The organism is Gottschalkia acidurici 9a (genome assembly GCF_000299355.1).
GTDB classification, from domain to species: Bacteria; Bacillota; Clostridia; order Tissierellales; family Gottschalkiaceae; genus Gottschalkia; species Gottschalkia acidurici.
This window is the reverse complement of the sequence record NC_018664.1, coordinates 739,550-764,977: the sequence shown is the minus strand read 5'-3', so window position 1 is coordinate 764,977 and position 25,428 is coordinate 739,550. Positions and strand designations below refer to the sequence as shown.

The 25,428-nt window shown below is 28.8% G+C and carries 26 protein-coding genes and 1 other annotated feature; of the genes, 2 read left to right on the top strand and 24 right to left on the bottom strand.

The window, feature by feature from the left end; genetic code table 11:
• Positions 1–532 precede the first annotated feature (532 nt).
• The 7 genes from CURI_RS03435 to trpE form a co-directional block, all read right to left on the bottom strand.
• On the bottom strand, positions 533–1,564 hold the full coding sequence (locus CURI_RS03435; RefSeq protein ID WP_041701497.1) for an ABC transporter substrate-binding protein: 1,032 nt from the start codon (positions 1,562–1,564) through the stop codon (positions 533–535).
• A 49-nt stretch (positions 1,565–1,613) separates the two neighbouring features.
• On the bottom strand, positions 1,614–2,414 hold the full coding sequence (gene trpA / locus CURI_RS03430) for a tryptophan synthase subunit alpha (RefSeq protein ID WP_014966886.1): 801 nt from the start codon (positions 2,412–2,414) through the stop codon (positions 1,614–1,616).
• Positions 2,415–2,561: 147 nt separating this feature from the next.
• On the bottom strand, positions 2,562–3,764 hold the full coding sequence (trpB, locus tag CURI_RS03425; RefSeq protein WP_014966885.1) for a tryptophan synthase subunit beta: 1,203 nt from the start codon (positions 3,762–3,764) through the stop codon (positions 2,562–2,564).
• Complete coding sequence (locus CURI_RS03420) at positions 3,764–4,384, bottom strand: phosphoribosylanthranilate isomerase (RefSeq protein WP_014966884.1); 621 nt, start codon at positions 4,382–4,384, stop codon at positions 3,764–3,766. Before CURI_RS03420 ends, trpB begins: the two co-directional genes overlap by 1 nt.
• Before the next feature lie 56 nt (positions 4,385–4,440).
• A complete protein-coding gene (gene trpC / locus CURI_RS03415; RefSeq protein ID WP_014966883.1) occupies positions 4,441–5,223 on the bottom strand; it encodes an indole-3-glycerol phosphate synthase TrpC in 783 nt (260 codons plus the stop codon).
• Complete coding sequence (trpD, locus tag CURI_RS03410) at positions 5,211–6,233, bottom strand: anthranilate phosphoribosyltransferase (RefSeq protein ID WP_014966882.1); 1,023 nt, start codon at positions 6,231–6,233, stop codon at positions 5,211–5,213. Before trpD ends, trpC begins: the two co-directional genes overlap by 13 nt.
• A gap of 116 nt (positions 6,234–6,349) precedes the next feature.
• Positions 6,350–7,780: an anthranilate synthase component I gene (gene trpE / locus CURI_RS03405; protein ID WP_041701495.1), complete on the bottom strand. Its 1,431-nt coding sequence runs from the start codon at positions 7,778–7,780 to the stop codon at positions 6,350–6,352.
• 105 nt (positions 7,781–7,885) lie between these two features.
• Positions 7,886–8,208, bottom strand: a binding site (T-box leader).
• 449 nt (positions 8,209–8,657) lie between these two features.
• On the opposite strand from trpE, the gene CURI_RS03400 reads away from it, so the two are divergent.
• Together CURI_RS03400 and CURI_RS15735 are read left to right on the top strand one after the other, a co-directional pair.
• Positions 8,658–9,236: an accessory gene regulator B family protein gene (locus tag CURI_RS03400; RefSeq protein WP_014966880.1), complete on the top strand. Its 579-nt coding sequence runs from the start codon at positions 8,658–8,660 to the stop codon at positions 9,234–9,236.
• The gene (locus tag CURI_RS15735; protein ID WP_187287416.1) at positions 9,211–9,369 is read left to right on the top strand and encodes a hypothetical protein; all 159 of its coding nucleotides are present in this window, start codon (positions 9,211–9,213) and stop codon (positions 9,367–9,369) included. The genes CURI_RS03400 and CURI_RS15735 overlap by 26 nt, the downstream gene beginning before the upstream one ends.
• Here CURI_RS15735 and CURI_RS03395 read toward each other — a convergent pair.
• The 17 genes from CURI_RS03395 to CURI_RS03310 form a co-directional block, all read right to left on the bottom strand.
• Positions 9,352–10,359, bottom strand: a complete 1,008-nt coding sequence (locus CURI_RS03395) for a sensor histidine kinase (protein ID WP_144275995.1) — start codon at positions 10,357–10,359, stop codon at positions 9,352–9,354. The two genes, CURI_RS15735 and CURI_RS03395, sit on opposite strands and share 18 nt — an antisense overlap.
• A 29-nt stretch (positions 10,360–10,388) precedes the next feature.
• Positions 10,389–10,643 carry a hypothetical protein gene (locus CURI_RS03390; RefSeq protein ID WP_041701494.1) on the bottom strand — a complete coding sequence of 85 codons (255 nt, stop codon included), beginning with the start codon at positions 10,641–10,643 and terminating at the stop codon, positions 10,389–10,391.
• Positions 10,634–11,344 (bottom strand): LytR/AlgR family response regulator transcription factor, encoded by a 711-nt coding sequence (locus CURI_RS03385; protein ID WP_014966878.1) that lies wholly within the window; start codon positions 11,342–11,344, stop codon positions 10,634–10,636. Before CURI_RS03385 ends, CURI_RS03390 begins: the two co-directional genes overlap by 10 nt.
• Before the next feature lie 191 nt (positions 11,345–11,535).
• Positions 11,536–12,354: a hypothetical protein gene (locus CURI_RS03380; RefSeq protein ID WP_014966877.1), complete on the bottom strand. Its 819-nt coding sequence runs from the start codon at positions 12,352–12,354 to the stop codon at positions 11,536–11,538.
• 231 nt (positions 12,355–12,585) lie between these two features.
• Positions 12,586–13,419, bottom strand: coding sequence for a hypothetical protein (locus tag CURI_RS03375; RefSeq protein ID WP_014966876.1), 834 nt, complete (start codon positions 13,417–13,419; stop codon positions 12,586–12,588).
• Positions 13,420–13,654: 235 nt separating this feature from the next.
• The gene (locus CURI_RS03370; protein ID WP_014966875.1) at positions 13,655–14,488 is read right to left on the bottom strand and encodes a hypothetical protein; all 834 of its coding nucleotides are present in this window, start codon (positions 14,486–14,488) and stop codon (positions 13,655–13,657) included.
• A gap of 122 nt (positions 14,489–14,610) precedes the next feature.
• Complete coding sequence (locus tag CURI_RS03365; RefSeq protein ID WP_041701492.1) at positions 14,611–14,856, bottom strand: hypothetical protein; 246 nt, start codon at positions 14,854–14,856, stop codon at positions 14,611–14,613.
• Between the two features lie 486 nt (positions 14,857–15,342).
• Positions 15,343–16,056, bottom strand: a complete 714-nt coding sequence (locus CURI_RS03355; protein ID WP_041701489.1) for a LytR/AlgR family response regulator transcription factor — start codon at positions 16,054–16,056, stop codon at positions 15,343–15,345.
• 186 nt (positions 16,057–16,242) lie between these two features.
• Positions 16,243–17,214, bottom strand: a complete 972-nt coding sequence (locus CURI_RS03350) for an SPFH domain-containing protein (RefSeq protein ID WP_014966873.1) — start codon at positions 17,212–17,214, stop codon at positions 16,243–16,245.
• The gene (locus CURI_RS03345; protein WP_014966872.1) at positions 17,215–17,670 is read right to left on the bottom strand and encodes an NfeD family protein; all 456 of its coding nucleotides are present in this window, start codon (positions 17,668–17,670) and stop codon (positions 17,215–17,217) included.
• Between the two features lie 37 nt (positions 17,671–17,707).
• Positions 17,708–18,397, bottom strand: a complete 690-nt coding sequence (locus tag CURI_RS03340) for a metallophosphoesterase (protein ID WP_014966871.1) — start codon at positions 18,395–18,397, stop codon at positions 17,708–17,710.
• Positions 18,398–18,420: 23 nt separating this feature from the next.
• On the bottom strand, positions 18,421–20,850 hold the full coding sequence (locus CURI_RS03335; protein WP_014966870.1) for an ATP-binding protein: 2,430 nt from the start codon (positions 20,848–20,850) through the stop codon (positions 18,421–18,423).
• On the bottom strand, positions 20,847–21,950 hold the full coding sequence (locus CURI_RS03330) for a metallophosphoesterase family protein (RefSeq protein WP_144275994.1): 1,104 nt from the start codon (positions 21,948–21,950) through the stop codon (positions 20,847–20,849). The genes CURI_RS03335 and CURI_RS03330 overlap by 4 nt, the downstream gene beginning before the upstream one ends.
• 145 nt (positions 21,951–22,095) lie before the next feature.
• Positions 22,096–23,658, bottom strand: coding sequence for a uracil-xanthine permease family protein (locus CURI_RS14925; protein WP_014966868.1), 1,563 nt, complete (start codon positions 23,656–23,658; stop codon positions 22,096–22,098).
• A 373-nt stretch (positions 23,659–24,031) separates the two neighbouring features.
• Positions 24,032–24,334, bottom strand: a complete 303-nt coding sequence (locus CURI_RS03320) for an AzlD domain-containing protein (protein WP_041701487.1) — start codon at positions 24,332–24,334, stop codon at positions 24,032–24,034.
• Positions 24,327–25,025, bottom strand: a complete 699-nt coding sequence (locus tag CURI_RS03315; protein WP_014966867.1) for an AzlC family ABC transporter permease — start codon at positions 25,023–25,025, stop codon at positions 24,327–24,329. Before CURI_RS03315 ends, CURI_RS03320 begins: the two co-directional genes overlap by 8 nt.
• Positions 25,026–25,109: 84 nt before the next feature.
• Entirely contained in the window at positions 25,110–25,379 is a 270-nt protein-coding gene (locus CURI_RS03310) for a YciI family protein (protein ID WP_051003962.1), read from the bottom strand.
• Between the last annotated feature and the right edge of the window lie 49 nt (positions 25,380–25,428).

Sequence of the window (25,428 nt, the reverse complement as noted above, 5' to 3'; positions counted from 1 at the left end):
ATATAATAAAAGCCATAGGTATACTTTTACCTATGGCTTTTATTAAAGTTATTTATCCACCTGAATTTCTGCACAGAATAAGATAATAGTTGATAACTATATATTCTTACTTACTGCCTATCTCAGTTCTATCCAGAAACTATATATTATCTATACATTAGAGTTTTAGACTGTAAACTATCAATAAAAAAAGCCATAGGTATATACACAAACCTATGGCTCTATTATCAGTATTTTAAAACAGTTATAATAGTAAAATAGCAAACAAAATAAAAATATGTCCTTTATAATTCTTTATAAATTTATCATATTTAACTATTCTAATTAATTAACGATAAAGGTCGTGTATAATTATATAATTTTTTAAGTTATTATATTTATTTAATTTGCCTTTGATAGATTTAACAAGTGTTAACCTAAACATAACACGACCTCCTTTTATTGGTTTTTCATTTCTAACTAATGTTAGCATATATAATTTCCTAATTCAACTACTTTTTTATTTGTAACATAATTTTAACATAATATAAAACTACTTTTTAACTTCTACAAATTTAACTTTATCTTTTATATCCTCCGGTATAGTCAATCCTAACTTCTCTAGTGTTTCTTTATTTACATATATATCCCTATCTTCTAATATCTTAGATGGCATATCTTGAGGTTTACTTTTACCATCTAATATATCTGCTGCCATAAGACCACTTTCATATCCTAACTTATAAAAATCTATTCCTTCCGCTGCTAAAGCTCCAAGCTCTACTTGACCTTTTTCCTCTGGTATTATTGGAATTTTCTTTTCTAATGCTTTTGTTATGATAATAGGCATTGCTGGAACCACTGTGCTATCTGTTGGTACATATAATATATCTATTTTTCCTAACAGCGATTCCACTGTTTGACCTACATCATTAGTAGTTGCAGCTCCTTGTGCTATTATTTCAAGTCCATATTCACTAGCTATAGATTTTGCTTCCTTTACTTTTACTGATGAATTTGCATCACTAGAACTATAAACTATCCCTAGTTTTTTTGCTTCTGGAAAGAATTTTTTAATTAAGTTAAATTGTGCTTTCATAGGAACCATATCTGACATTCCTACAACATTAGTACCTGATTTGTCTAGATTTTTAACTATTCCCGCATCTACAGGATCTGTAACTGCTGTAAATACTATTGGTATATCTTTAGTTGCATTATATGATGCCTGTGCAACAGGTGTTGCTACAGCATGTATAAGATCTTTATTACTATTTGCAAAACTTTGAGCTATATTTTGTCCTACACTCTGGTCACTTTGCGCATTTGCATACTCAATTTCAATATTTTCTCCCTCTTTGTAGCCTCTAGATGCCAGGGCTGCTCTAAATCCCTCACGACTTAAATCAAGTCCAAAGTATTCTGTAACCTGAACTTCACCTATCTTTATAATGTCTTTTTTATCTTTACCTGTACTTGAATTAACACTACCATCACTATTGTTTTTCTGAGTTCCACATCCTGATAGTAAAGTCAATATCATTACAGTTACTAACGTTAATATTATACCTTTTCTTTTTAACATTTGATCCACCTTCCTTTTTATGACTACATGAATATATCGTACAAGTATACTATTTATCTAATACAGCATCTTTTAATTCTTTTACAAAACTGCTTATACTTTTCACTATCTCTTCTCTACTATTTCCCTCTAGTATTTTTCTAACTATTGCACTTCCTACTATTACTCCATCTGAGTAGTCCTTATACTCCTTAGCCATTTCTGGACTTGATATACCAAATCCTATAGCTTTTGGTGTGTCTGTAAATTTTGATACCGTGTCCATATATTCTTGAATATTTTCATTTATACTATCTCTAGTTCCAGTAACCCCATTCACTGCTACACAGTAAACAAATCCACCTGTACCTTCAGTTATTTCTTTTATTCTATCTTTAGATGTAGGTGCTACTAACGGTATTAAGTGAACATAGTTTTCTTTACAAGCTTCTAGCACTTCATCCCTTTCTTCTATCGGAAGATCAGGTATGATTATTCCATCTATTCCTACCTCATTGCATTTACTTAGAAATCTATCTACACCGTAAGCAAATACAGTATTAAAATATACTAGGTAAACTAGTGGTAATTCTGTTTTCTCTCTTAAATTCTTTACCATTTCCATAACTTTAGATGTCTTAATTCCGTTTTCTAAAGCTCTTTTAGATGCTTCTGCTATAATTTTACCGTCAGCTATAGGGCGAGAATATGGAATACCAAGTTCCACTACATCTGCTCCTGCCTTTTCCATTTCGAGAACTAGTTCTTCTGTAGTTTCAAGATCTGGAACTCCACTAGTTATAAATGTAATAAGAGCTTTTTCATTTCTTTCCTTTAAATCCTTAAATCTTTTATCTAATCTATTCAACACCTTCAGCCCCTTTATATTTGCTCACTCAAAATACCACTTTTATTGTTCTTTAAGTAAACTAACCTCCCCTTAACCACTAAATATTTAAAATTAAGCAATTGACACCAACAAGAATATGTTGGGTCATCTGCTTAATTAACTCGTTTCTTATTCTTCGTCTGTTACATTTACTCCCTTTAATCTTGCTATTCTAGCTATATCTTTATCTCCTCTACCTGAAAGTGAGATTATTATTATCTTTTCTTCTTCTAATGATTTTGCAAGTTTTAATACATGTGCTACTGCATGCGCACTTTCAATAGCTGGTATTATACCTTCTACTTTAGTTAATTCCATAAGAGCATCAACTGATTCATCATCTGTTACGCTAACATATTCTGCTCTTCCGATATCTTTTAAGTGAGAATGCTCAGGTCCTACTCCTGGATAGTCTAATCCTGCTGATATAGAGTGTACTGGTAATATTTGACCATCTTCATCTTGAAGTACGTATGTCTTCATTCCGTGTAATATTCCAACACTTCCTTTTGTCATTGTAGCTGCATGTTTATCAGTGTCTAATCCAAGACCTGCTGGTTCTACCCCTATTAATTTTACTTCTTCATCTTCTATAAATTCACTAAACATTCCAATAGCATTACTTCCTCCACCTACACAAGCTACTACATAGTCTGGTAATCTGTTTTCTTTCTCTAATATTTGTTTTTTAGCTTCTTTAGAGATAATACTTTGGAAGTATTTCACTATAGTTGGATATGGATGTGGTCCTACTGCTGAACCTAAGATATAGAATGTAGTATCTATATTTTCTACCCAATCTTGTAATGCTGCGTCTACAGCATCTGCTAGAGTTTTACTTCCTGTAGTTACAGAGTTAACTTTAGCTCCTAGAGCTTCCATTTTAAATACGTTAAGTGCCTGTCTTTTTGTATCTTCTTCTCCCATAAATATTTCACATTCCATACCAAATAGTGCTGCCGCTGTAGCTGTTGCAACTCCATGTTGACCTGCTCCTGTTTCTGCGATTATTCTTTTTTTACCCATTCTTTTAGCTAGAAGTACTTGACCTATAGCGTTATTTATTTTGTGTGCTCCTGTATGGTTTAAATCTTCTCTTTTTAAGTATATTTTTGCTTTTCCATATTTTTTTGAAAGATTTTCTGCATAGTATAATGGATTTTCTCTTCCTACATAATCTTTCATATAGTAATTAAATTCATCTGCAAAGCTTTGGTCGTTCTTAGCTTCCTCAAATGCTACCTCTAATTCTCCTAAAACATTCATTACTGATTCTGCTACATATTGTCCTCCGAATTTTCCAAACTTACCCTTAACTATCGTATTTGTCATTATAACTTCCTCCCTTTTTTTATGAAACTTTTCATTTTATTAAAATCTTTATATCCATCTGTTTCTACACCACTAGAAACATCTATTATATCAGGGCGCACCTTGTTTATGCCTCTTTCTACATTATCAGAATTAAGTCCACCCGCTAAAATAACTTTTTTGTTTGTCTTTAAGTTCCTCACTATATTCCAATCAAATGATTCTCCAAGTCCACCATATGCTTCTTTAGAGTAAGTATCTAAAAGTATTCCATCTACATTGAACTGTTCTATATCTTTTAAACTATTTTCATCTTTTATTCTAACAGCTTTCCAAATACTTTTATTTATAAGTTCGCTTTTAAGACTATCTATATATCTTGCATCTTCATCTCCATGTAATTGTACTATGTCTAAACCTACAAAGTTAGCTATGTCTTTTACATTTTTTAAATCTTCATTTACAAATATACCCACAGTTTTAATATCTTTATTTAGTAATTCTTTTAGAGTAAAAGCTTCCTCTTTAGTCACTTTTCTCTTACTTTCTGCAAATATAAATCCTATATATTCTGGCCTTAAAGTATTTACATACTCTATATCTTGATTTCTTCTTATCCCACAAACTTTTATTTTAACCATAATATAATTACATCCTTTTTATATGCTGTATTGTAAAGATACTAAATTCCTTATGATTATGGAGTAAGTATATCGCCTAAAATTATAGACTTTGGTTCATTACTTAAATTTCTCATAAGTGTTTCTCCTACAAGTACTCCTTTTACTCCTAAGTATTTTAAGTATTCCATATCCTCATAACCCTTAATTCCACTTTCTGAAATAACTATTTTATCACTAGGTAGTAGTTTTATTAGCTTCTCAGTATGCTTTAAATCTACATCAAAGGTTTTTAGATTTCTGTTGTTTATTCCTATTAATCTACATCCACTTTCTATAGCTTCTTCTATTTCATCTTCTCCATGAACCTCTACTAACACATGAAGTCCTAGACTTTTAGCTAAATCATAATAGCTTTTAAGTTTTCCTTTTAATATAGCTGCTATTAAAAGTATTGCATCTGCTCCTATCACCTTTGATTGATATATTTGATATTCATCTATTATAAAGTCTTTTCTTAATATAGGCTTAGTAGTTACTTCTTTAACCATATTTATATACTTATCATCACCTAGAAAAAACTCTCTTTCTGTTAAAACTGATATAGCATTGAATGGACTTTCTTCATATATTTTTGCTGTAAAAACTGGGTTAAAATCTTCTTTTATTATTCCTCTAGAAGGTGATGCCTTTTTTATTTCAGATATAACTGATATATCATCATTGTCTAGTGCATCTTCAAAATCTCTTATAATTCTATCTTCCTTAGATTTTTCTATCATTTCTTCTAGACTAATTTCTTGCTTTTCAATCTCTAGCTGCTTCTTTTTAACCTCAACTATTTTATCTAAGATAAACATAATATCCTCCTATTGTACTCTATTAGTTCATTTAATTTATCTAGTGCTTTTCCTGAATCTATTACTTCCTCTGCTAACTTTATTCCTTCCTTTAAGTTACTAGCCATCTTTCCTACATATAATGCTGCTCCAGCATTAAGAACTACTATATCTCTTTCTGGACCTTTTTTTCCTTTTAAGATGTTTAGTATTATCTCTGCATTTTCTTTTGCATCTCCACCAGATATGTCTTTTGGATCTGCAAGACTCATTCCGAATTCCTCTGGACTTATCTTGTAATCTATTACTCTTCCATCTCTAACTTCACTTACTGTAGTAGTCGTTGTCGTTGTTATTTCGTCTAGCCCATCATCTCCATGTACCACTAATGCTCTTTCCATTCCTAACTTTAGCAACACATTTGCTATAGTGTTAGTAAGCCTTCCATCATAAATTCCTAGAACTTGACCTTTTATATCTACTGGATTACTTAATGGACCCAGCATATTAAATATTGTTCTTATTCCTAAGTCACGTCTTACTGGTGCTACATTCTTCATAGCTGTATGATAGTTTGGTGCAAATAAAAATGCCATACCTTTTTCTTTCAAGCAACTTTCAGCTATATGTGGATCTATATCTATATTAAAGCCTAATTCTACTAATACATCAGCACTTCCACTTTTACTAGATACCGCCCTGTTTCCATGCTTTGCTACTGAAACCCCCGCAGCGGATGCTACTATAGATACTGCTGTTGATATATTGAAAGTCTTTCCTCCGTCTCCACCAGTTCCACAAGTATCTATACTATAGCTATCTACACTTACTCTTCTAGCATTGTTTTTCATACCTCTAGCAAACCCTGTTATTTCTTCTACCGTTTCACCTTTCATTCTTAACCCTATTAGTAGTGCAGATATTTGTGATTCTGATAGTTCTCCTTGCATTATTGAATGCATTATTAGTTGTGCATTTTCTTCCGTTAAATTTTTCCCATCTAATATATCATTTAAAGACTTACTAAACATATATCTTCCCCCTTAAGCAAAGTATTTGTATTAAAATTGATTTTTGGTCAATTACTCTAACTCTGTTTATAAGAAATTTCAGCCTTCTACCTTTCACTGAGTAAATAATTCTTTATTTATATAACTTCTATTAAAGCTTTAGCTTTATTTATAGTCTCTTCATACTCATTTTCTGGCTTAGAGTCTAGTACTATGCCTGCCCCCGCTTGTATATATGCCTTGTTGTCTTTAAATACTATACTTCTTATTCCTATACAGAAGTCCATATCTCCATTTAGAGAAAAGTATCCTACTGCTCCTGAATATATTTCTCTTTTAACATTTTCAAGTTCCTCTATTATTTCCATTGATCTTCTTCTAGGCGATCCAGATACTGTTCCAGCTGGAAAACATGATTTAAATGCATCTACTGAATCTAACCCTTCTTTTAGCTTTCCAGATACAGTTGCTACTAAGTGCATTACATGTGAATAGTTTTCTATTTCCATATATCTTTCTACTTCTATGCTTCCTTCTTTACTTACTGTAGCTAAGTCTTCTTTTCCAAGCTCTACTAACATGTCGTGCTCTGACTTTTCTTTAGGATCATTTATAAGTTCTTCTCTTAATGCTATATCTTCTTCTCTTGTTTTCCCTCTTTTTCTGGTACCTGCTATTGGATTTGTAATAACTTTATCTCCACTTAAACTTACTAAGCTCTCTGGTGAAGCTCCAACAACTTGAAAATCTTCATAATCTATATAGAATAAATATGGTGATGGATTTAAACTTCTAAGTCTTCTATAAACATCAAATGGTTCTGAGTTTGAATCTATAGTAAATCTTTGTGAAATTACTATTTGAGATGCTTCCCCACTTTTTATATAATCCCTTACTTTATCTACTGCACTACAAAACTCCTTTTTAGTAAAGTTAGATTTAAACGACTTCTCTTTGCCTACTATTTCTAACTTTCTTGCTTCCTGTAACTTTGTTATATTTTCATAAGTCTCTTCTATCCCTCTTAATATTTCTTCATAATTTTTACTATCTTCAGGATAAACATTGTATATTATAGAAATATTTCTTTTAAGATGATCGTAGCATATAACTATTTTGTACTTTAGCAAATAAGTCTCTGGAACATTTATTTCTCTTGAATTGTTATCATCTATATCTTCTATTTGTCTTATAACGTCATAACCTATATATCCTACTAAACCACCTACAAAAGGAATTTCTGAATTACAGTCTTCATAATCTACTTTTAAATAATCTTTTATAAAGTTTAGTATATTTCCTTGGTTACTTTTTTCACCGTCTGAACTACTTACAATTATGTTTGTTTTATCACTTTTTATAGTAGTTATAGGATCCTGACCTAAAAATGAATATCTCCCCTGTTTTTCACCAGTCCCAGCACTTTCTAATAAAAATTTGTATTTTCCGTCTAAGTTGTAAAAGATATTTATAGGCGTTGTCTGATCTCCACTGTAGTCAACTATTACCGGGAACACCTTTCCACTTGCTTTTAAACCTTCAAACTGATCTCTCGATAAATTAATCATTATAATTCCCCCCAAATCAAATTTAATTTTATATGATTTTAGGAATCGACAAGCTTCTGATAATCAGATAATTGGATATACAAAAAGAGCCACTTCGTCCATAGTTCATGGGACGAAGTGACTCGTGGTGCCACCCATATTTTATTTGTATTTAAATAGCATATTTCTATAAAAAAAAGCACTTCACCCTTTTTTAGGACGAAATGCTATACATTCGTTATGCCACCTAAGTACAAACTTATCTCTATCAGGTACAGATACATATCGATACCCTGTCTTGTTAACGGTAGACCTCCGGGTAATGCTACTATAATTCACACACCATCTCACAGACCCATTCAATATAGACTACAGTATCTAGCTTTCACCACCCTAGACTCGCTTCGACTAAACATCCATATTTACTCTCTCTGTTTCATAGATTTTAATTACTTAACAACTTTATTTCTTATCATTATATACAGCTATATTATTTGTGTCAACACTTTTTTAATAAAATAAAATAAAACATTATAAAAAGCGTAAAATTTACTTCCCCAATACTCTACGCTTTTTATAATGTTCTTAAATTCCCAATATCCCCTTGACGTTTTCATGTAAGTAACAAATATTACTTAACTTGAAAGATTAAATATTCATCCCCTCAATTAGTACTTTAACACTTTAGTGACTATTTTTACAATACATTTGGACAAACAGCATTTAAAACAGTATGAATAACATTTTATTTTTTATTTTTTGTCGTTCATACATCTAAACATGTCGTTCATACATGTCATTCATACGTCTAAACGTGTCGTTCATCCCGTTTGTGTTTATAACCCTATATTCTATGGTATATTGATAATAAAAATACAATAGATAATGGGTGATTTTAGTGATTATTGTAGATAAATTTCATAAATACTGCGAAAATGAGTTTAATCTTTCTGAACTTGACAGTGCTAAGTTAAAATATTCATTGCAACTTATAACCGGTAATCTATCTAAACTTCTAATACTGTTTTTTTTATTCTCAGTATTAGGATACAGAAAAGATTTTATTTATTCTTTCTTATCTTTATTATCAATAAGGATATTTACAGGAGGATTACATTTAAAAACATATACTGGATGCTTAATATTCTCTGCCTTTTTCTTTTGCATATCTATATTCTTAAAGAATAACATTGCTCTTAATCATTCAATAGTAACTATTTTATTTATATTATCTATACTTATAACTATAACTATGGCTCCAGTGTGTGGAAAATCTAGACCTGATTATTCTTATGCGAAGAGGATGCAATTTAAAATAACAGGTATATCATTTATCCTTATTCATTTTTTAATGTACTTTTTTAAAAGTAATAATTCATATTTTATTAATGCTATATGGGCTATGTCTTTACAGTGTATTCAAATATTGATAGCAAAAGGAGGCATTGTTTATGAAAAGTTTAAACCCAATGTTTAAAAAAATTTTAAGAACTATATGTAGCTTTTTAATTTTAATGGTACCTTTAATAACTACTTACGTAAATTGTCTTGGTTTATGGGGTGAGCCAGAGTATCCTGATCTATTAAAAAACTCATTTTCTAACAAATAGCACCTTAAAAACAACATAATTTTCATCACGATATGATTTGTTTAATATCTCAATTTTCCCATTATATTTTTCAACTATTTTCTTTACATTGTACAAGCCATATCCTCTTCCAGTAGAGGATTTAGTAGAAAATCCTTTACTAAAAATTTTATCTAGATTTTCTTTTTTTAGATATGGATGTTTATTTCTAATTTCAATAACATTCATATCTTTTTCTTTTGATATTATAAGTATAACAGAGTTATTTTCTATGTTAGTTTCAAATGCATTATTAATTAAATTCCCCATAACTTCAACTACCTCATAATCTTTTAGACCAGTATTAAATTCATAGTCTTGTATTATAATATCAAATTGAATGTCCAGTTTCTCAGCATTTTTAATTTTATTATATAAAAATCCAGCTAATATTTTATTATCAATTTTAATTAAATCTTTTAAGTCATTAGTAACTTCTAAATCTCTCATGTAATGTTTCATAGATCCGATAACACTTTCATAATCTTCACTTGTTACTGTAATCATCTTTAGTGCCTGTATATGATTATCGAATTCATGCTGTCTTTTTCTGATTTCACTTATAAGTTCATCAATAACTGGCAAGTACTCTTCATAAATCCTTAATTGCTGTTCTTCCAACTCATTTTTAAGTCCATTCTTCAGTAACACAAAGTTTACTAAAATAACCCATGTCAGCACAACAGCTATAGCAATGATATTTTTCAAGACTCCATTAACGTCTATATACCAATATGCAAGTAAAGATATTAGTATAATAAATATGTTTAGGGACAAATACTTAAATACTCTATTATCTTTATTGACATAATTAAACACTATATTAATTGGTAAAAGTCTACTTATAGCAATAGTTATTGGCAATATAATAGTATGTGCTGTAAGTCCATCATTAAAACTATTATCTAATTCTATGCCTAAATGATTTAAAGTTATTAAGACTACAAATTGAATCAGTAAAAAAATTATCATACTAATCAAATATATATAAATAGTTTCTTTTATTTTTTCCTATAAAGTACAAATGTAATAAGTACCGTTGATATCACTGATATTACCACCATACTATATTTACCGGGTAGAAATTCACCCAATATTCCCACTATGATTGATAATACTAAAATATTTTTAATATAGAACAGTATTTTCCCTTTTTCAAGGTCATATACCTTGTTACCACTTATTAACTTACCTGATATAATTATATACTCTATCGCATCAAGCATTGTCATTATAATTGATTCAATTATTGACATTGTGTCTTCCCTCTCAAGCTATCCTTATATTTTCTTCCTATTGGTATTGATGTTTCTATATCTTTAAGCGTTACTAAATTATCTACTGTATCTATCTTTTCAATATAATTCATGTTAATTATATAGCTCTTATGGCACTGAATAAAACTTTCTGATAACTCATCTAAAAGCTTATATAGTGTGTACGTAGATATTTTAAAAGCTTCATTAATAGTTGTAATTATTAACTTTCTGCTTTTACTTTCGACATAAATAATTTCATTTTGATCTATACTATAAGAATACCTTCCTTGATCTAGTCTAAGATATTCTTTTTTATCTTCATTCTTAATTCCATAATTGATTACAGTTTCTAATGCTGTTCTTACTTGTTCTTCTCTAAAAGGTTTTATTATATAATCATAACAGTGTATTTCCTTAAAAGCCATAATCTCATTTGTAGGAATTGCAGTAATAAATATAATAGGGGTCATTTTATAGATATCTATGTTCCTTATCTCTTTAGCTAATTCAAGCCCCGAATAGTCTTTAAGTTGAATATCTAGTAAAAACATATCATAATACTCCATATTCGCGTACTTTAAAGCCTCTTCAGCATATCCAGTTATATTGACCTCTAATGTATCATCAATACTTCTAACAATAGTTGCTAATCCTTTTGCTACTATGCTCTCATCTTCTACGACTAGTACCTTAGCCATTAAATCACCTCTATATCTTATAGCACTTGCAGTTCTAATTATATTTAAAAAACATTATAAATGCAATTAATATCTCGATAAAAAGGTTCTTTTTATGTCAAATATGAACAAATACTTTTAAAAATAGACTTTTTATGCTCTCAATATTAGATAAATAATTCTAATTTTATTATTTATACTTTAGCTTATTACTACTTAAATTTTCCATTTTCTTTTTTAGCTTCACTATAATCAGACTTTTTATAATCTTCATTTTCAGTTATTGTCATTCTTAATACTTGTATGTTATTATCACACTCATGTTGTTTTTTTCTAAGATTTTTTATGAGTTCATTTATAGTTGGTAAGTATCCCTCATAGGCCTTAAGCTTCTCACCCTCTACTTGATTTTTATATCCATTCCTTAATATTATAAAATTAACTAAAATAGTCCAAACAAGAATGATGGCTACTATGGCTACATTTTTTAATATACTATCAATATCTACATACCAATAGAATAATAATGACACTATTATAATAAAAATATTTAATACTAAAAGTTTAAAGACCCTGTTACCTTCTCTTACATATCTAAATATAGAGTTAATAGGTACATATAAAACTATAGTAAAAATTATGAGTAATGTAACTGTATGAGCAAGAAGTCCAGATTTAAAATTAAACCCAATCTCGACGCTAAAAATTCTAAATAGAATTATAGAGGCAAATTGAATAATAATCATCATTACAGTAGAAATTCCATATAAATATATTATCTCTTTTATTTTTCTTCTATATATAAAGAAAAACATAATAATAATTAACGGACATGATGCAAATATATTATATTTACCGTTTAAAAGATACGAAGAAAATCCTATAGCTAGCGAAAACCCAATAAAATATAAGCCAAGCAATAATTTATTTAATTTATAACTATGCATATCATCATATATTAGTTTATATGATACAATTGTGTATTCAGCTACATCAAACATAGCCATTATAATTAATTCTAATAATCCCATAACTTCACCCTTTGATAAAACTTTTTACTTTCATCTTGGTAGAAACCTTAAAGCGCCACTCAGATAAAGTTTTCTAGAATATTCAGCTGTAGTAAACCTTTTATTCTATAAGTCTAGTATTTAGAATACTAAATCAAATCTGTAGAGTTAGTATATATTTCTGACTTATATTAATGGTAGTCGTCTAGTCCGCTATATACTTCTTAATTTATTTCTCATCAACTTTTTATCTTACTCTATTGAATTTCTTTTCATATCTTCTTTCTTTATAATATCACTGTCGATAATTTCTTCATTCTCCTCACCTGTGATTGCAAGCATTCTTAACTTTTGAATATGATTGTCACATTCATGTTGCTTCTTTCTAACATCCTTTATTAATTCATCTATAGCTGGTAAGTATGACTCATAAGCTTTGAGATTGTGTTCTTTTATTTCATTTTTAAGACTATTCTTTAATATTATAAAATTGACTAGGATAGTCCATATAAGAACAATAGATACTATAGCTATATTTTTTAGTATAGTATCTATATCTATATACCAGTACATCAATAGTGATACTAATATGATAAATACATTTAATCCTAAAAACTTGAAGACTTTATTCCCTTTGATTACATATTTAAACATAGAGTTAACTGGTACATATAAAGCTATAATGATAGCTAAAAACAACGTAACAGTTTGAGCAAGAAGACCAGATTTAAAGTTAAATTCTAGCTCTACGCTAACCATTCTAAGTAAAACTGGAACGGATAATTGAATTATTATCATCATTATCGAAGTAATTCCATATACGTAAATTGTGTCCCTTATCTTCCTTCTATATATTAAAAAAGTCATAAACATAAGCAAAGGTCCTGAAACAAAGATATTATATTTGCCATCTAAAAGGTATGAAGAAAATCCTATAGATAGTGAAAATCCTAAAAAACATATACAAAGTAACAGTCTATTTAATTTAGAAGTATATACATCCCTATCATGTACTAGTTTACCTGATAAAATAATGTATTGAACTACATCAAACATAGCCATTACAATTAACTCTATTAATCCCATAGTTTCTCCTTTTTTATAATTTTTTTCATTTTTTCTTACAAAAATTCTTGAACTTTTATTTAGACAAAATTATCTATCATGATTCTAATTATATTTAAGAAAGGCTAAAAATGCAATCAAGATAGCAATATAAAATTTTTTATATCATGTAAACGTAAATGCCCCTTAATATGATATTATAAAAATATCATATTAAGGGGCATTTTTCTAATTATATCATATAATTGTTAGTTTATTAATTCTCAATTTCTTTATTTTCCTCTTTTATATCTTTTTTATTTATAGCATCAATATCGATAATTTTTCCTTTCTCTTCACTTGTAATTATAAGCATTCTTAACTTTTGAATGTAGTTATCACACTGATGTTGTTTCTTTCTAAGGTCTTTATCAACGACTGGTAAATATCCTTCATAAGATTTGAGTTTTTGTTCCCCTATGTCATTTTTAAGTCCATTCTTCAACAATATAAGGTTTATAACAAATATCACTGAACAAATAGCTGCTAAAAAGGCTATATTTTGGAATACTCCATTAACATCTACATACCAGTATAGTAATATTGAAATAGATATAATGAACATATTTAGCACTAATAATTTAAAAACTTTATTATCTCTATTTACATATTTAAATATCATGTCAATAGGTACATACATGTATATAATACTAGTCAAAAACAATGTAACAATATGAACGAAAATTCCACTTGTAAAACTATAATCTAGGTCTACTATAAAGATTCTAAGTAATACTATCGAAGAAAATTGTATTGATATAATTACTATCATAGTAATTATATATGTATATATAGTCTCTTTTATTTTTCTTCTGTATACAAAAAAAGTCATAGTTACAAGTAAGATTCCTGACGTAACTATACTATACTTTCCAGCTATGTATTTAGCAAAGAATGATATAGCTAAAGCAAATCCTAGAATATATATACCCAGTATTACTTTACTATTTTTATGATTACATATATTATCTTTTTGTATTAATTTACTTGATATAATTATGTATTCTAAGACATCAAGTGTACTCATTATAATAGATTCTATTAGTCCCATTTATTTAATCTCGTATACTCCCTTATATTTTTACCTTAATGATTCATTAAATTATATTAAAAATTAATCATCACTACTTTCTTCTATCTTCTCATTTTCTTGATTTGTGAGTGCAAGCATTCTTAACTTTTGAATATGATTGTCACACTCATGTTGTTTTTTCTAAGTTTCTTTACAGTTTTATCTACAGAAGGTAGGTATCCTTCATAAGTTTTAAGTTTTTCCTCTTCTAGCTTATTCTTTAGCCCATTCTTTATAATTATAAAATTAACTACAACAATAAATATAAGAATAATAGTTATAGCAGCTACATTTTCAAAAATACCATCAATATCTATATACCAGTATGCTAATAAAGATATTAGCATAATGAATGCATTTAATACTAAACAGTCAAATATTTTATTTTTTTGTTTATGTAATTAAACATGACATCAATCGGTATGTACTTTTTGACCATGATACTTAACGGCAATATCATAGAATGAGCAGTCATTCCATCTTTAAAATTAAGCATTAAATCTTTTCCTAAATGATTGAATGTTACAAAAACACCAAACTGAATTAACATCATAATTATTGTTGTAATAACATATATGTATATAGTTTCTTTTAGCTTTCTTCTATATAATAAAAATGTCATACATATCAACAAAGTTGCTGATAATATCCTTTGACTATATACGCTTATTAGATATTCACTTGAAGTCCCCATCATTATTGCTTGTATTAATATAACTACACTATATAATTAGGGTTTTTTCGTTTTAAGTTTAATTTTTTTATCTCCACTTATTAATTTATGGGAGATAATTACATATTCTATATTATCTAGTATTGAAAATATAATTCCATCAATTATACTCATTTATTTTACCTCTCAGACAATCTTTATATTTTCTTCCTATAGGTATTGGTAGGTCTGTATGCTTAAGATCTATAAGATTGTTTGCCGTATCTACTTTTGTAATATAATTTACATTAACTATATATCCTCTATGGCACTGTATAAAATCATCTGTTAATTCTTCTATGAGCTTGTACAATGTATACCCAGATATATCTATAGTTTCATTAATAGTTGTAATTACTAGTTTTCTATTCTTAGCTTCAACATAGACGATTTCATCTTGCTCCACAATGTAAGAATATCCACCTTGATCTAACTTAAGGCTCTCTTTTTTATCTTCATTCCTAATTCCATAATTAATTACTGTTTCTAGTGCTGCTCTTACTTGTTCTTCTGAAAAAGGTTTTACTATATAGTCATAACAATGTATTTCTTTAAAAGCCATAAGTTCTCTTGATGGAATTGCAGTAATAAATATAATAGGGGTCATTTTATATATGTCTATATTTCTTATTTCCTTAGATAGTTCAAATCCTGAGTAATCTTTAAGCTGAATATCTATTAAAAATGCATCGTATTCATTTATCTTAGTGTACTTTAGAGCTTCTTCAGCATAACCTGTTATATCTACCTCCAGTTCATCATCGATACTTTCTATAATTCTTGCTAATCCTTTTGCAATTATACTTTCATCTTCTACAATTAATATTCTAGCCATTAAATCACCTCTATATATTAGTGCATCTATAATTCTAATTATATTGGAAAAGTATTCTAAACACAATTATTATAGTCAAAATTCTTCTTTTATTGACAATATACATATAAATACCCCATAAAATATACTATTTTATATTGTATATCTTATAGGGCATTTTCTTAATTACATCATATATTTATAAATTTATTGTTTTTTATCCTTTTTACTTTCTTCTACTACACTTTCTTCTTTTTCCTCTTTCACAATCTCACTAAGTGAAGTAGCAAGCCCTGCTAACCCTTGTATCTCAGATGGTATTATAATCTTAGTTGCTTTTCCATCTGCAGCCTTTTCGAATGCCTCTAAACTTTTTAATGATATAACTTCTTTAGTTGGTTTTGCTTCATTTAACATTCTAAGACCTTCTGCTGTTGCTTGTTGTACTTTTAAAATAGCTTCAGCCTGACCTTCTGCTTCTCTTATAGTTGCTTCTTTTTTAGCTTCTGCTCTAAGAATTGCTGACTCTTTTTCAGCCTCAGCTTCTAATATAGCAGATTCTTTTCTACCTTCTGAAACTAGTATTGAAGATTTCTTTTCTCCTTCTGCTCTTAATATAGATTCTCTTCTTTCTCTCTCTGCCTTCATCTGTCTTTCCATTGCATCTTGAATTTCTGAAGGTGGTATTATATTTTTAAGTTCTACCCTATTTACTTTAATGCCCCAAGGATCTGTAGCAATGTCTAGTATACTTCTCATTTTAGTATTTATAGTATCTCTTGATGTAAGTGTTTCGTCTAGCTCCAAATCCCCTATTATATTTCTAAGTGTTGTAGCTGTTATATTTTCTATAGCTGATATAGGTTGCTCTACCCCATAAGTGTAAAGCTTTGAGTCTGTTATTTGGTAGTATACTACTGTATCTATCTTCATAGTTACGTTGTCTTTAGTTATAACTGGTTGCGGTGGAAAATCCACAACTTGTTCTTTTAATGAAACTTTATTAGCCACTCTGTCTATTAGTGGAATTTTCACATGAAGTCCAACATCCCATGTTCCTTGATACGCACCTAATCTTTCAATAACGTATGCTGTGGCTTGTGGTACTATTCTGATATTTCTAGATACAACAATGATGACGATTAAAAAAATTAATAAAAAAGTTAATAGTCCTTCCATTTAAATCTCCTCCTTATTTATTTTCTTTACCACTAATTTTACTCCTTCTATTCCTAGAATTTCTACTTTTTCATTTGCTCTTATAATTTCTTCATCTTTAGTTTTAGCAGACCAGATTTGACCTTTTACGTTTACTTGACCTTCTTGTCTCATCATGTCTATGTTCTTTATAACTACTCCAATTTCGCCTATTAGTAAATCTGTATTAGTCTTTTCTTTGCCTACTTTTAATTTATTTTTTAGCAATGGCTTAGTAAAGTATAGTAAAATGCTAGATACCACTAAAAAAGTTAGTATTTGTAGCGGAAGAGGAGCGTTAATTTCGGCTAATAGCCATGCTGCCAATGCTCCGAATACGAACCATATACTCGTTATTCCTAATGTTATAGCCTCAACTATACCACATGCTACTGCTATTGATAACCATACAATTCCTTCTGTTATATCAATCGACAAGATAAACACCCCTTTCTTTATATTATATCATATAATTTCAAATTATCTTTTTTAAATCAAAATTTAAATGATCACTAGATGTGCAGTAAAAGTTTATACCTTCTATTTCACCTTCTACTACAAACTTATGCCCTTCGCCATGTAAATGTCCATAAATACATATATCTGTATTATACTTTTTCATTACATCTACAAATTCATTAGGTGAACTATCTTTAAAATTAAACGGTGGATAATGTATCATAACTATCTTCTTATCAACACCTTTTTCCACAGTTCTGAGTGAAATATCTAATCTATTAACTTCTCTGGCAAATATTTTCTCATCATGTTCACTGAATTCATCACTATCTTTAGATGCCCATCCTCTAGTACCACATATCGCTATATTTTCATATTGATAATTATCATTTTGAAGAAAATATATAGATTTTAATTCAAGCTCTTTTAACTTAGCTTTAGTTTGCCACCATAAATCATGATTTCCCTTACTTATAATCTTCTTGCCAGGCAGATTATCTATTCTTAATAAGTCTTTATATGCTTCTTCTAACTTTAGTCCCCAGGATATATCTCCACATATAAGTACTAAATCATCTTCTTTAACTTTACTTTTCCAACTTTCAAATATCTTTTCTTCATGTTTAATCCAATTCTCACCAAACACATCCATTGGCTTTTCTTTCGAAAAATCCAAGTGCAGATCTGATATTGCATATACTGACATTTTGTTACCTCCAGTTTTAAAGCCTATATTTCTATAAATGAATGCTTTATTTTTAATCTATCTATAACTTCTTTTTCTCTTTTTTGGCATGTAAATATTATAATTTGTCTAGTTTGGCTTTCTCTATATAAAAAATTCAATATATTCGTAAGTCTAGTTTCATCATATTGTATAAATGAATCATCTAGTATTAATGGTAACTTTTCGTCCCCATTTATAACATCATTTATTCCTAGTCTAATCGAAAGATAGATTTGTTCTATTGTTCCACCACTTAGATTTTCAATACTTACAAGTTTATCGTTAGTATCTACTACTTTTATATTTAAATTTTCATCTATCTTTACATCTTTATATTTATCATTAGTTATTGAGCTTAATATATTAGATACTATATTATTTAATTTTGGAGAGAAATCTCTTTGGATATTTACAGATACTTTATTTATAGTATCCTTTGCCAAGTTTAATGCCGTTAACTCTTCTTCATATTTCTGCTTTTCGTTTTCCTTTTTATTAATATCTTCTTCTATATATAAGATGTTTCTTGCACTTTGCTGTAAATTTTTTATTTTTTCTTCTAATCTAGCACTTTTATCTTTTTTTTCTTCAATATCTTCTTCTAATATACTTATTTCTTTATTTATATCTTCTTTTTCTCTTAATGTTATTTTATTTATACTAGTTTCTTCAATGTCAAAGTTTCTAAATTCCTTTTCTAACTCATTTATGTCTTTATTTTCTTTCATATTTTTTAATATAAGCATTTTACTATCTAATATAGTTATTAAATTTTTATATTCATTTCTTTTTTCTAATGCATCTTTAAACTCTTGTATATCTTTTAATTTGTTTTTCCCTAAAATATAATCTCTATTTTCCTCTGTTCCTTCATAAATATCATTTATTTCTGCTATTTCTACTTTTAATTCTTCTTTTTGCTTTTTAACCTCATTATATTTATATCTTAGTTCATAGTCATTATCATATTCATCAATTTTCATTTTTAAGTCTATCTTTGAGCTAGTATTATATTTACGGAGTATAGATGTCATCTCTGACTCTGCATTTTCAATTCTAGTATTCACTTCTTTTTCTTTAGTCTCTATATCCATTATACATCTATTAGTATTTGCTGCTTTTAAATCTAGCTCTTTTTCTTTTTTAAAACAATATATAGTTAATAGTATAAATAAAATTCCTATCATTGATATCTTCCAGTTTATTATTCCTAGTGCTAATACTGCCACCAATATTACTAAAGAAGCTATCTTAAGACCTTTTAACTTTTTCTTTTCTATTTCTACACATTTTAACTCTTCTTTATAATTCGTTAAGTCGGTTGTTTTATTATTTTCTTTTAAGTCTTTTAGTTCTCTTTCTATTTCTTCATAAGTATATAAATCAAGTTTTATATTATTGTCTATAGCCTTTTCTGACAATTCTCCAAATCTACCATTTAATAAATTTATTTCTTTTTGCAGTGCTCTTTCTTTATTTACTAAAGATTCTCTTCTTTCTTTTAATGATTCTATAGAGCTGTTTAATTTTATAATTTCAGTATAGTCTTCTGTTGATATTTCATTATATTTTGAAAGCAGACTAGTTTCTCTTTCTAGTTCATCAATTTCTTGTAAAAGTTTTTTTATATCTATATAGTTTCTATATCGTTCTTCTCTTCCTAACTTCTTGAGTTCTTCTTTTAATTCATTTTTTTTATTTATATTAGATTCCATATCTATTTTAATAATACTGAGTTCATCTAAAAACTTATCTATTTCATTCAAAGTTAACAGTGCGCTCCTCTTTTCATTCTCTAAAATAGCTATTTCATCTGCTATTTTTCCATATGGAGAAGTCTTTACTCTTTTCTCTGTTCCTATATCATTTATCTGTTTTTCTAGCTTTTCTAGTACTTTCTTTACTGATATATCTTCATCTAAACTACCTCCAAGATTTATCAGACTATCCTTTACTTCTTTTACTAGTTCTTTGTCTGTCTTACTATCCAACTGACCTACACTTATAGTATTTTTAAATACTATTCTATTTAGGTTCATATGTATAGATGCTGGATTGTGTAGTCTAGATACACTATCGTATTCAAACATATGAGTTAGATCTTCTCCTGTTTCATCATCAAAGACTTTTAAATCGCTATTTTCCTTAGTGAAATTTCTTTCTATTCTATATGTTTTTTCATTATATTTATATTTTAGGATTCCATAGTATTCATTCTGATCCATTGGAAAGTATTTGTTATATTCTTCAGTATATGTTCTTCTTTTAGAGTAAGGTTTGAAAAAACCAAAGAACATTCCCTCTATAAATTTGTGTATAGTGGTTTTTCCTGCTTCATTTTCACCATATACTACATTTAGACCTTCGTCTAGTACTAATTTCTTCCCTTTAAATTTTCCAAATGAAGATAATATAAGCCCTTTTATTATCATAGCTTCACCTTCTCACTTAATAGTGATTCTAATCCTAAGTATAGTGCCCTTCTTATCACCTTATTTTCTAGATCTTTTCCTTTCATCTCTCTTATAAAGTATCCTATTATGTTATTTTCATTTTCTTTATATATCGTTTCTATATCATAGTCTGGTACAGTATTATCTATTATTTCTATATGTGTGAACATACTCTTTATTTCATTTATTACATCTTCATTTATAGACAAGTCTTTATCTATAACTCCACTTATATTTAGTTTATATAAGTTTTTAAATCTTTCTTCTTCTGATTCGCTATATACTATACTGTTTATAATATCCTGATAGTTCATATTTTCATTTAAAGTAATTTCTTTTTGTACAAATTGTCTTTCACTAAAAGGAACGAAAGTCATTCTAGTTTCTCTTGTACTTATTTCGCCTTCAATTATGCCATGACTACCAGTTTCTCCAAAGTCTAAAGCTTCTGGACTTCCACAATAAGCAATTTTGTCGTCTATAAATTCATGCTTATGTATATGTCCCAATGCCACATAGTTGAATTTAACTTTTTTAATATTATATAAATCTATAGGCATATAGTTTGAATTTTTATTATATATATCTCCATGGGCTAATAGTATATTTATATTTTCAGTATTATCTATGTGGATATCTTCTAATAAATTTCTTTTTTCTTCTTTTTTATCCCAACTTAATCCCCATACTGTGATATTTATGTCTTCTAATTCTATTTTTGTATAAGAATTCTCTTTTATTATATATACATTGTTAGGCCATTCTACTAAGTTATATAACGAACCTTTATTTATAGGGTCATGATTTCCAGTAACTATTACTACTTTAGTCATCTTTAATGTTCTAAATCTGCTCTCTATCCTTTTTATATCCCCAATTGTAAAGTAATCTTCTTCAAATAAATCACCAGCTATAAGTAATAAGTCTATTTCTTTTTCATCACATCTATCTAGTATCTTTTCAAACGTATTCCATATTTCTAGTCTTCTTTGTCTTGAAAAATTAGGGTCAAAATTCGTATTCTTAAATTCTAGCCCTAAGTGTATATCCCCCGTATGAATCACTTTTATCTTCTGCATATTCTCAACTCCAGTCATTCATTATCTTTAACCTCATACTATATAATTTGATATGATACAACTTATTCCTCTTAATTATTATTAAAAAAGGTATGTGTCAATTTTAAACGACACATACCTTCCTCATATATACTTAAATAAATTATTATTTTGCTGATTTTTTACTTGCTTCTAATGCATCACGCTCTGCTTGCTCATCTGCTAATGATTTTTGAGGTAATACTATATTTAAAACGAATGCTATAATAGTTGCTATAGTAACTGCAGAACCACCAAATACGATTTTAACCCAGTCTGGGAACTGTGATAGTGATTCAGGGACTAATGAAATACCCATTCCTATTGCTATTGCTAGACCTACTATAGTAGTATTTCTTAACGAAAGTTCATCTTCTATTATAACTTTTATACCTGTCATAGTGATTGAACCAAATACTGTTATTGTAGCTCCTCCAAGTACTGCTTGAGGTATAGTAGTCATAAGACCACCAAATTTAGGTATAAGTCCTGCTACTAACATGAATATAGCTGCTACTGCAAATACAAATCTACTTACAACTTTAGTAGTTGCAACTATACCAACGTTTTGACTATAAGTTGCTATTGGAAGTCCTCCAAAGAATGATGAAACAGCACTTGATAGTCCACTTCCCATTATACCACCTGATAATTCATCATCAGTAACCTGTCTACCCATACCTCCCATAGTTGTTCCTGTGAAGTCTCCAACTGCTTGGATTGAGTTAACTATATATATAATAACCATTGAAATTACAGCTGGTATTGGAAAAGCCATACCGAATGGTCTGAATTTAGGTAAAGCTATCCGACTTGCATTTGTAACTGTTTCAAAACTTACCATACCCATTGCTAAAGCTACTGCATATCCTGCTAGTATACCTATAAGTATATTAGCAAGCTTAAAGTATCCTTTACCAAATTGGTTACATACAAGAACTACTAAAAGAGTTACTGCTGCTAATATCCAGTTTTGTACTGAACCGAATGATGTTTTTTGAAGGTAAGGTACTGATCCTTCTAATTTATCTTGAATTTCTGGAGTCATTTCTTTACTTTCTGAAACTAATTCTTTAACATCCGATTTTATAAAACTGTTTTTCATAATATTTGTTTTAAGCTCATCTGTTAAAGTACTATCTTTAACTTCAGTTTGAATTTGTTCTATTAAAGCTAAGTTTCCTTTTGATGGGTTTCCTCCACCTACATAGCCTAAAGCTACTGTATATAATGATAGACCTATAGTTAAAACAACTGTTCCTGCAACAACTGGTGGGAAATACTTTCTAAGTGGTTTTATGAACATACCAACTAGTATAGCTGTTATACCACCTACAAGTTGTGCTCCAAACATTGCTGCTATTCCGTATGCGCTACCTATAGAAATTAGTGTAGGAATATATCCAAAACTTACACCCATTATCATAGGAAGTCTAGCCCCAAATTTCCAAACTGGATATAATTGAATTAATGTTGCTAATCCTGCTATAAGCAGACCACTTTGAATAAGTAAAGTAGTATCTGCTCCGCTTAATGGTCCTCCCATGTCTGGTAGATTAAGGTTAGCTACTACGATACATGGAGTAATGTTACCTATAATCATAGCTAATAAGTGCTGAATTGCTAGTGGCAACGACGTGCCTATAGACGGTTTTCCATCTACATCAAATACTGATGTGTTTTTACTCATCTAAAATCCCTCCAATAGTATTTTTTAGTGTCCAAGATTAACCTTAGATGCCTATTAGAGACCCGTTTATGTAAAATTGAATGAATTTTCACAAACTATTGTCATTTATTTGTAATTTGTCATTCTTGGTAAACAACATCTGTCAGAATTAACTATTCCACGTAAGAGGTTGATTCTGCCTATAAGACATTGTTAAATTTCATTGCAACATCATTGTAACATATATTTTTCTTTATGACAAACGTTTTCCGAGATATTTGTCATATTTTCTGAATATAAGTTAAAATAGTTGCCATCAAAAAACAGCTTTTTAACTTACACTGTAATAAACATTATATACATAACTGGCTTGTTTGATAACACTTTTTATAAGTTAATTTAAAAAGCTTGATATATAAACTGCAACTACACTGATGATTGCTACCTGTATAAGGCTTTTATTAAAATATGCTAATATGATTCCTACTATAGTTCCTATTATTCCTGTATATATGTTTCCTGTTGAATAAATTATAGCTGGAAAAGTCATAGATGCTAATACTGCAAAAGGAATATAATATAAAAATGATTTTATAAACTTGGACTTAATTTCTCTTGTCATAAGAGCTATTGGAAGCACTCTAGGTATATATGTAACTATAGCCATAATAAGTATATATGTGAAAGTTCTATTCATTTCCATCCTCCTGTGGTAAAATTATTGCACCGAATGTAGAAGCTATTATCGTAGCAATTATAATTACCCAGCCCCCAGAAATAACTTTTAAGAATGATATATATCTAAATGCTATACTTATTGCTATAGATACAACAACTACACTTAATACCTTTTTACTTTTTCTAGCCTCTGGCACTACTAAAGCTAAAAACATACCATATAATGCTATACCCATGGCATTTTGAAGTTTCTCTGGTAAAAGAGTTGAAAAGTATGCTCCTGTAATAGTTCCAATAGCCCAAGATAAGTACGGCATGAGTGTTAACCCCATCATATATGAAAAGCTTACTTTTTCTTTTTCAAGTGCTGCAACAGCAAATATCTCATCTGTTATTCCAAAAGACATTATCATTTTTTTATAAAGTGGCATCTTTACTATTCTCTGTGAAAGAGATAATGACATAAGTGCATATCTTATATTTACCACAAATGTTGCTATTCCTACTTCTAAAAAAGTTCCATTTGAAATAATAACATTGGTTCCTATAAACTGTCCTGCTGACGTAAAGTTTGTTAATGCTATTGTTAATGCTATTAGTGGATCTAACCCTCCATTTGAAGCCATTATTCCATATGTAAATGATACTGGAAAGTATCCCATTATTATAGGAGTGGACTTCTTAAACCCATCTAAAAATTTGTTGTTCAAATCATATCACCTAATCCCTATAGTAAATAAAAATAGTCAAATAAAAACCCCCAAGGTAAATTTCCCTGAGGATTTTATTTTCTATTAAACTTCTAGTGTACTTTTCCATTCTTTAAGTAGTGATATTTTTCTTGTATTATCTCTTACAGCTGGATCAGTTTCTATGATCTTTCTTGCTTCATCGATAGAGTTAGCTTTGTAAATCATAAGCCCACCTGTATGGTCTGTGAAAGGTCCTTTTGCTACTAAAGTTCCTTCTTCTAATTTTTGATTTAAGAAAGCTATATGTTCTTCTAATACTTCATTGTCTTTTTCTGCATCTATAGTTTCTAAAATAGTAACGTATAATATCATTGCTTTCACTCCTTTTAGTTTTTTATCATCTGCATATATTCTAATATAT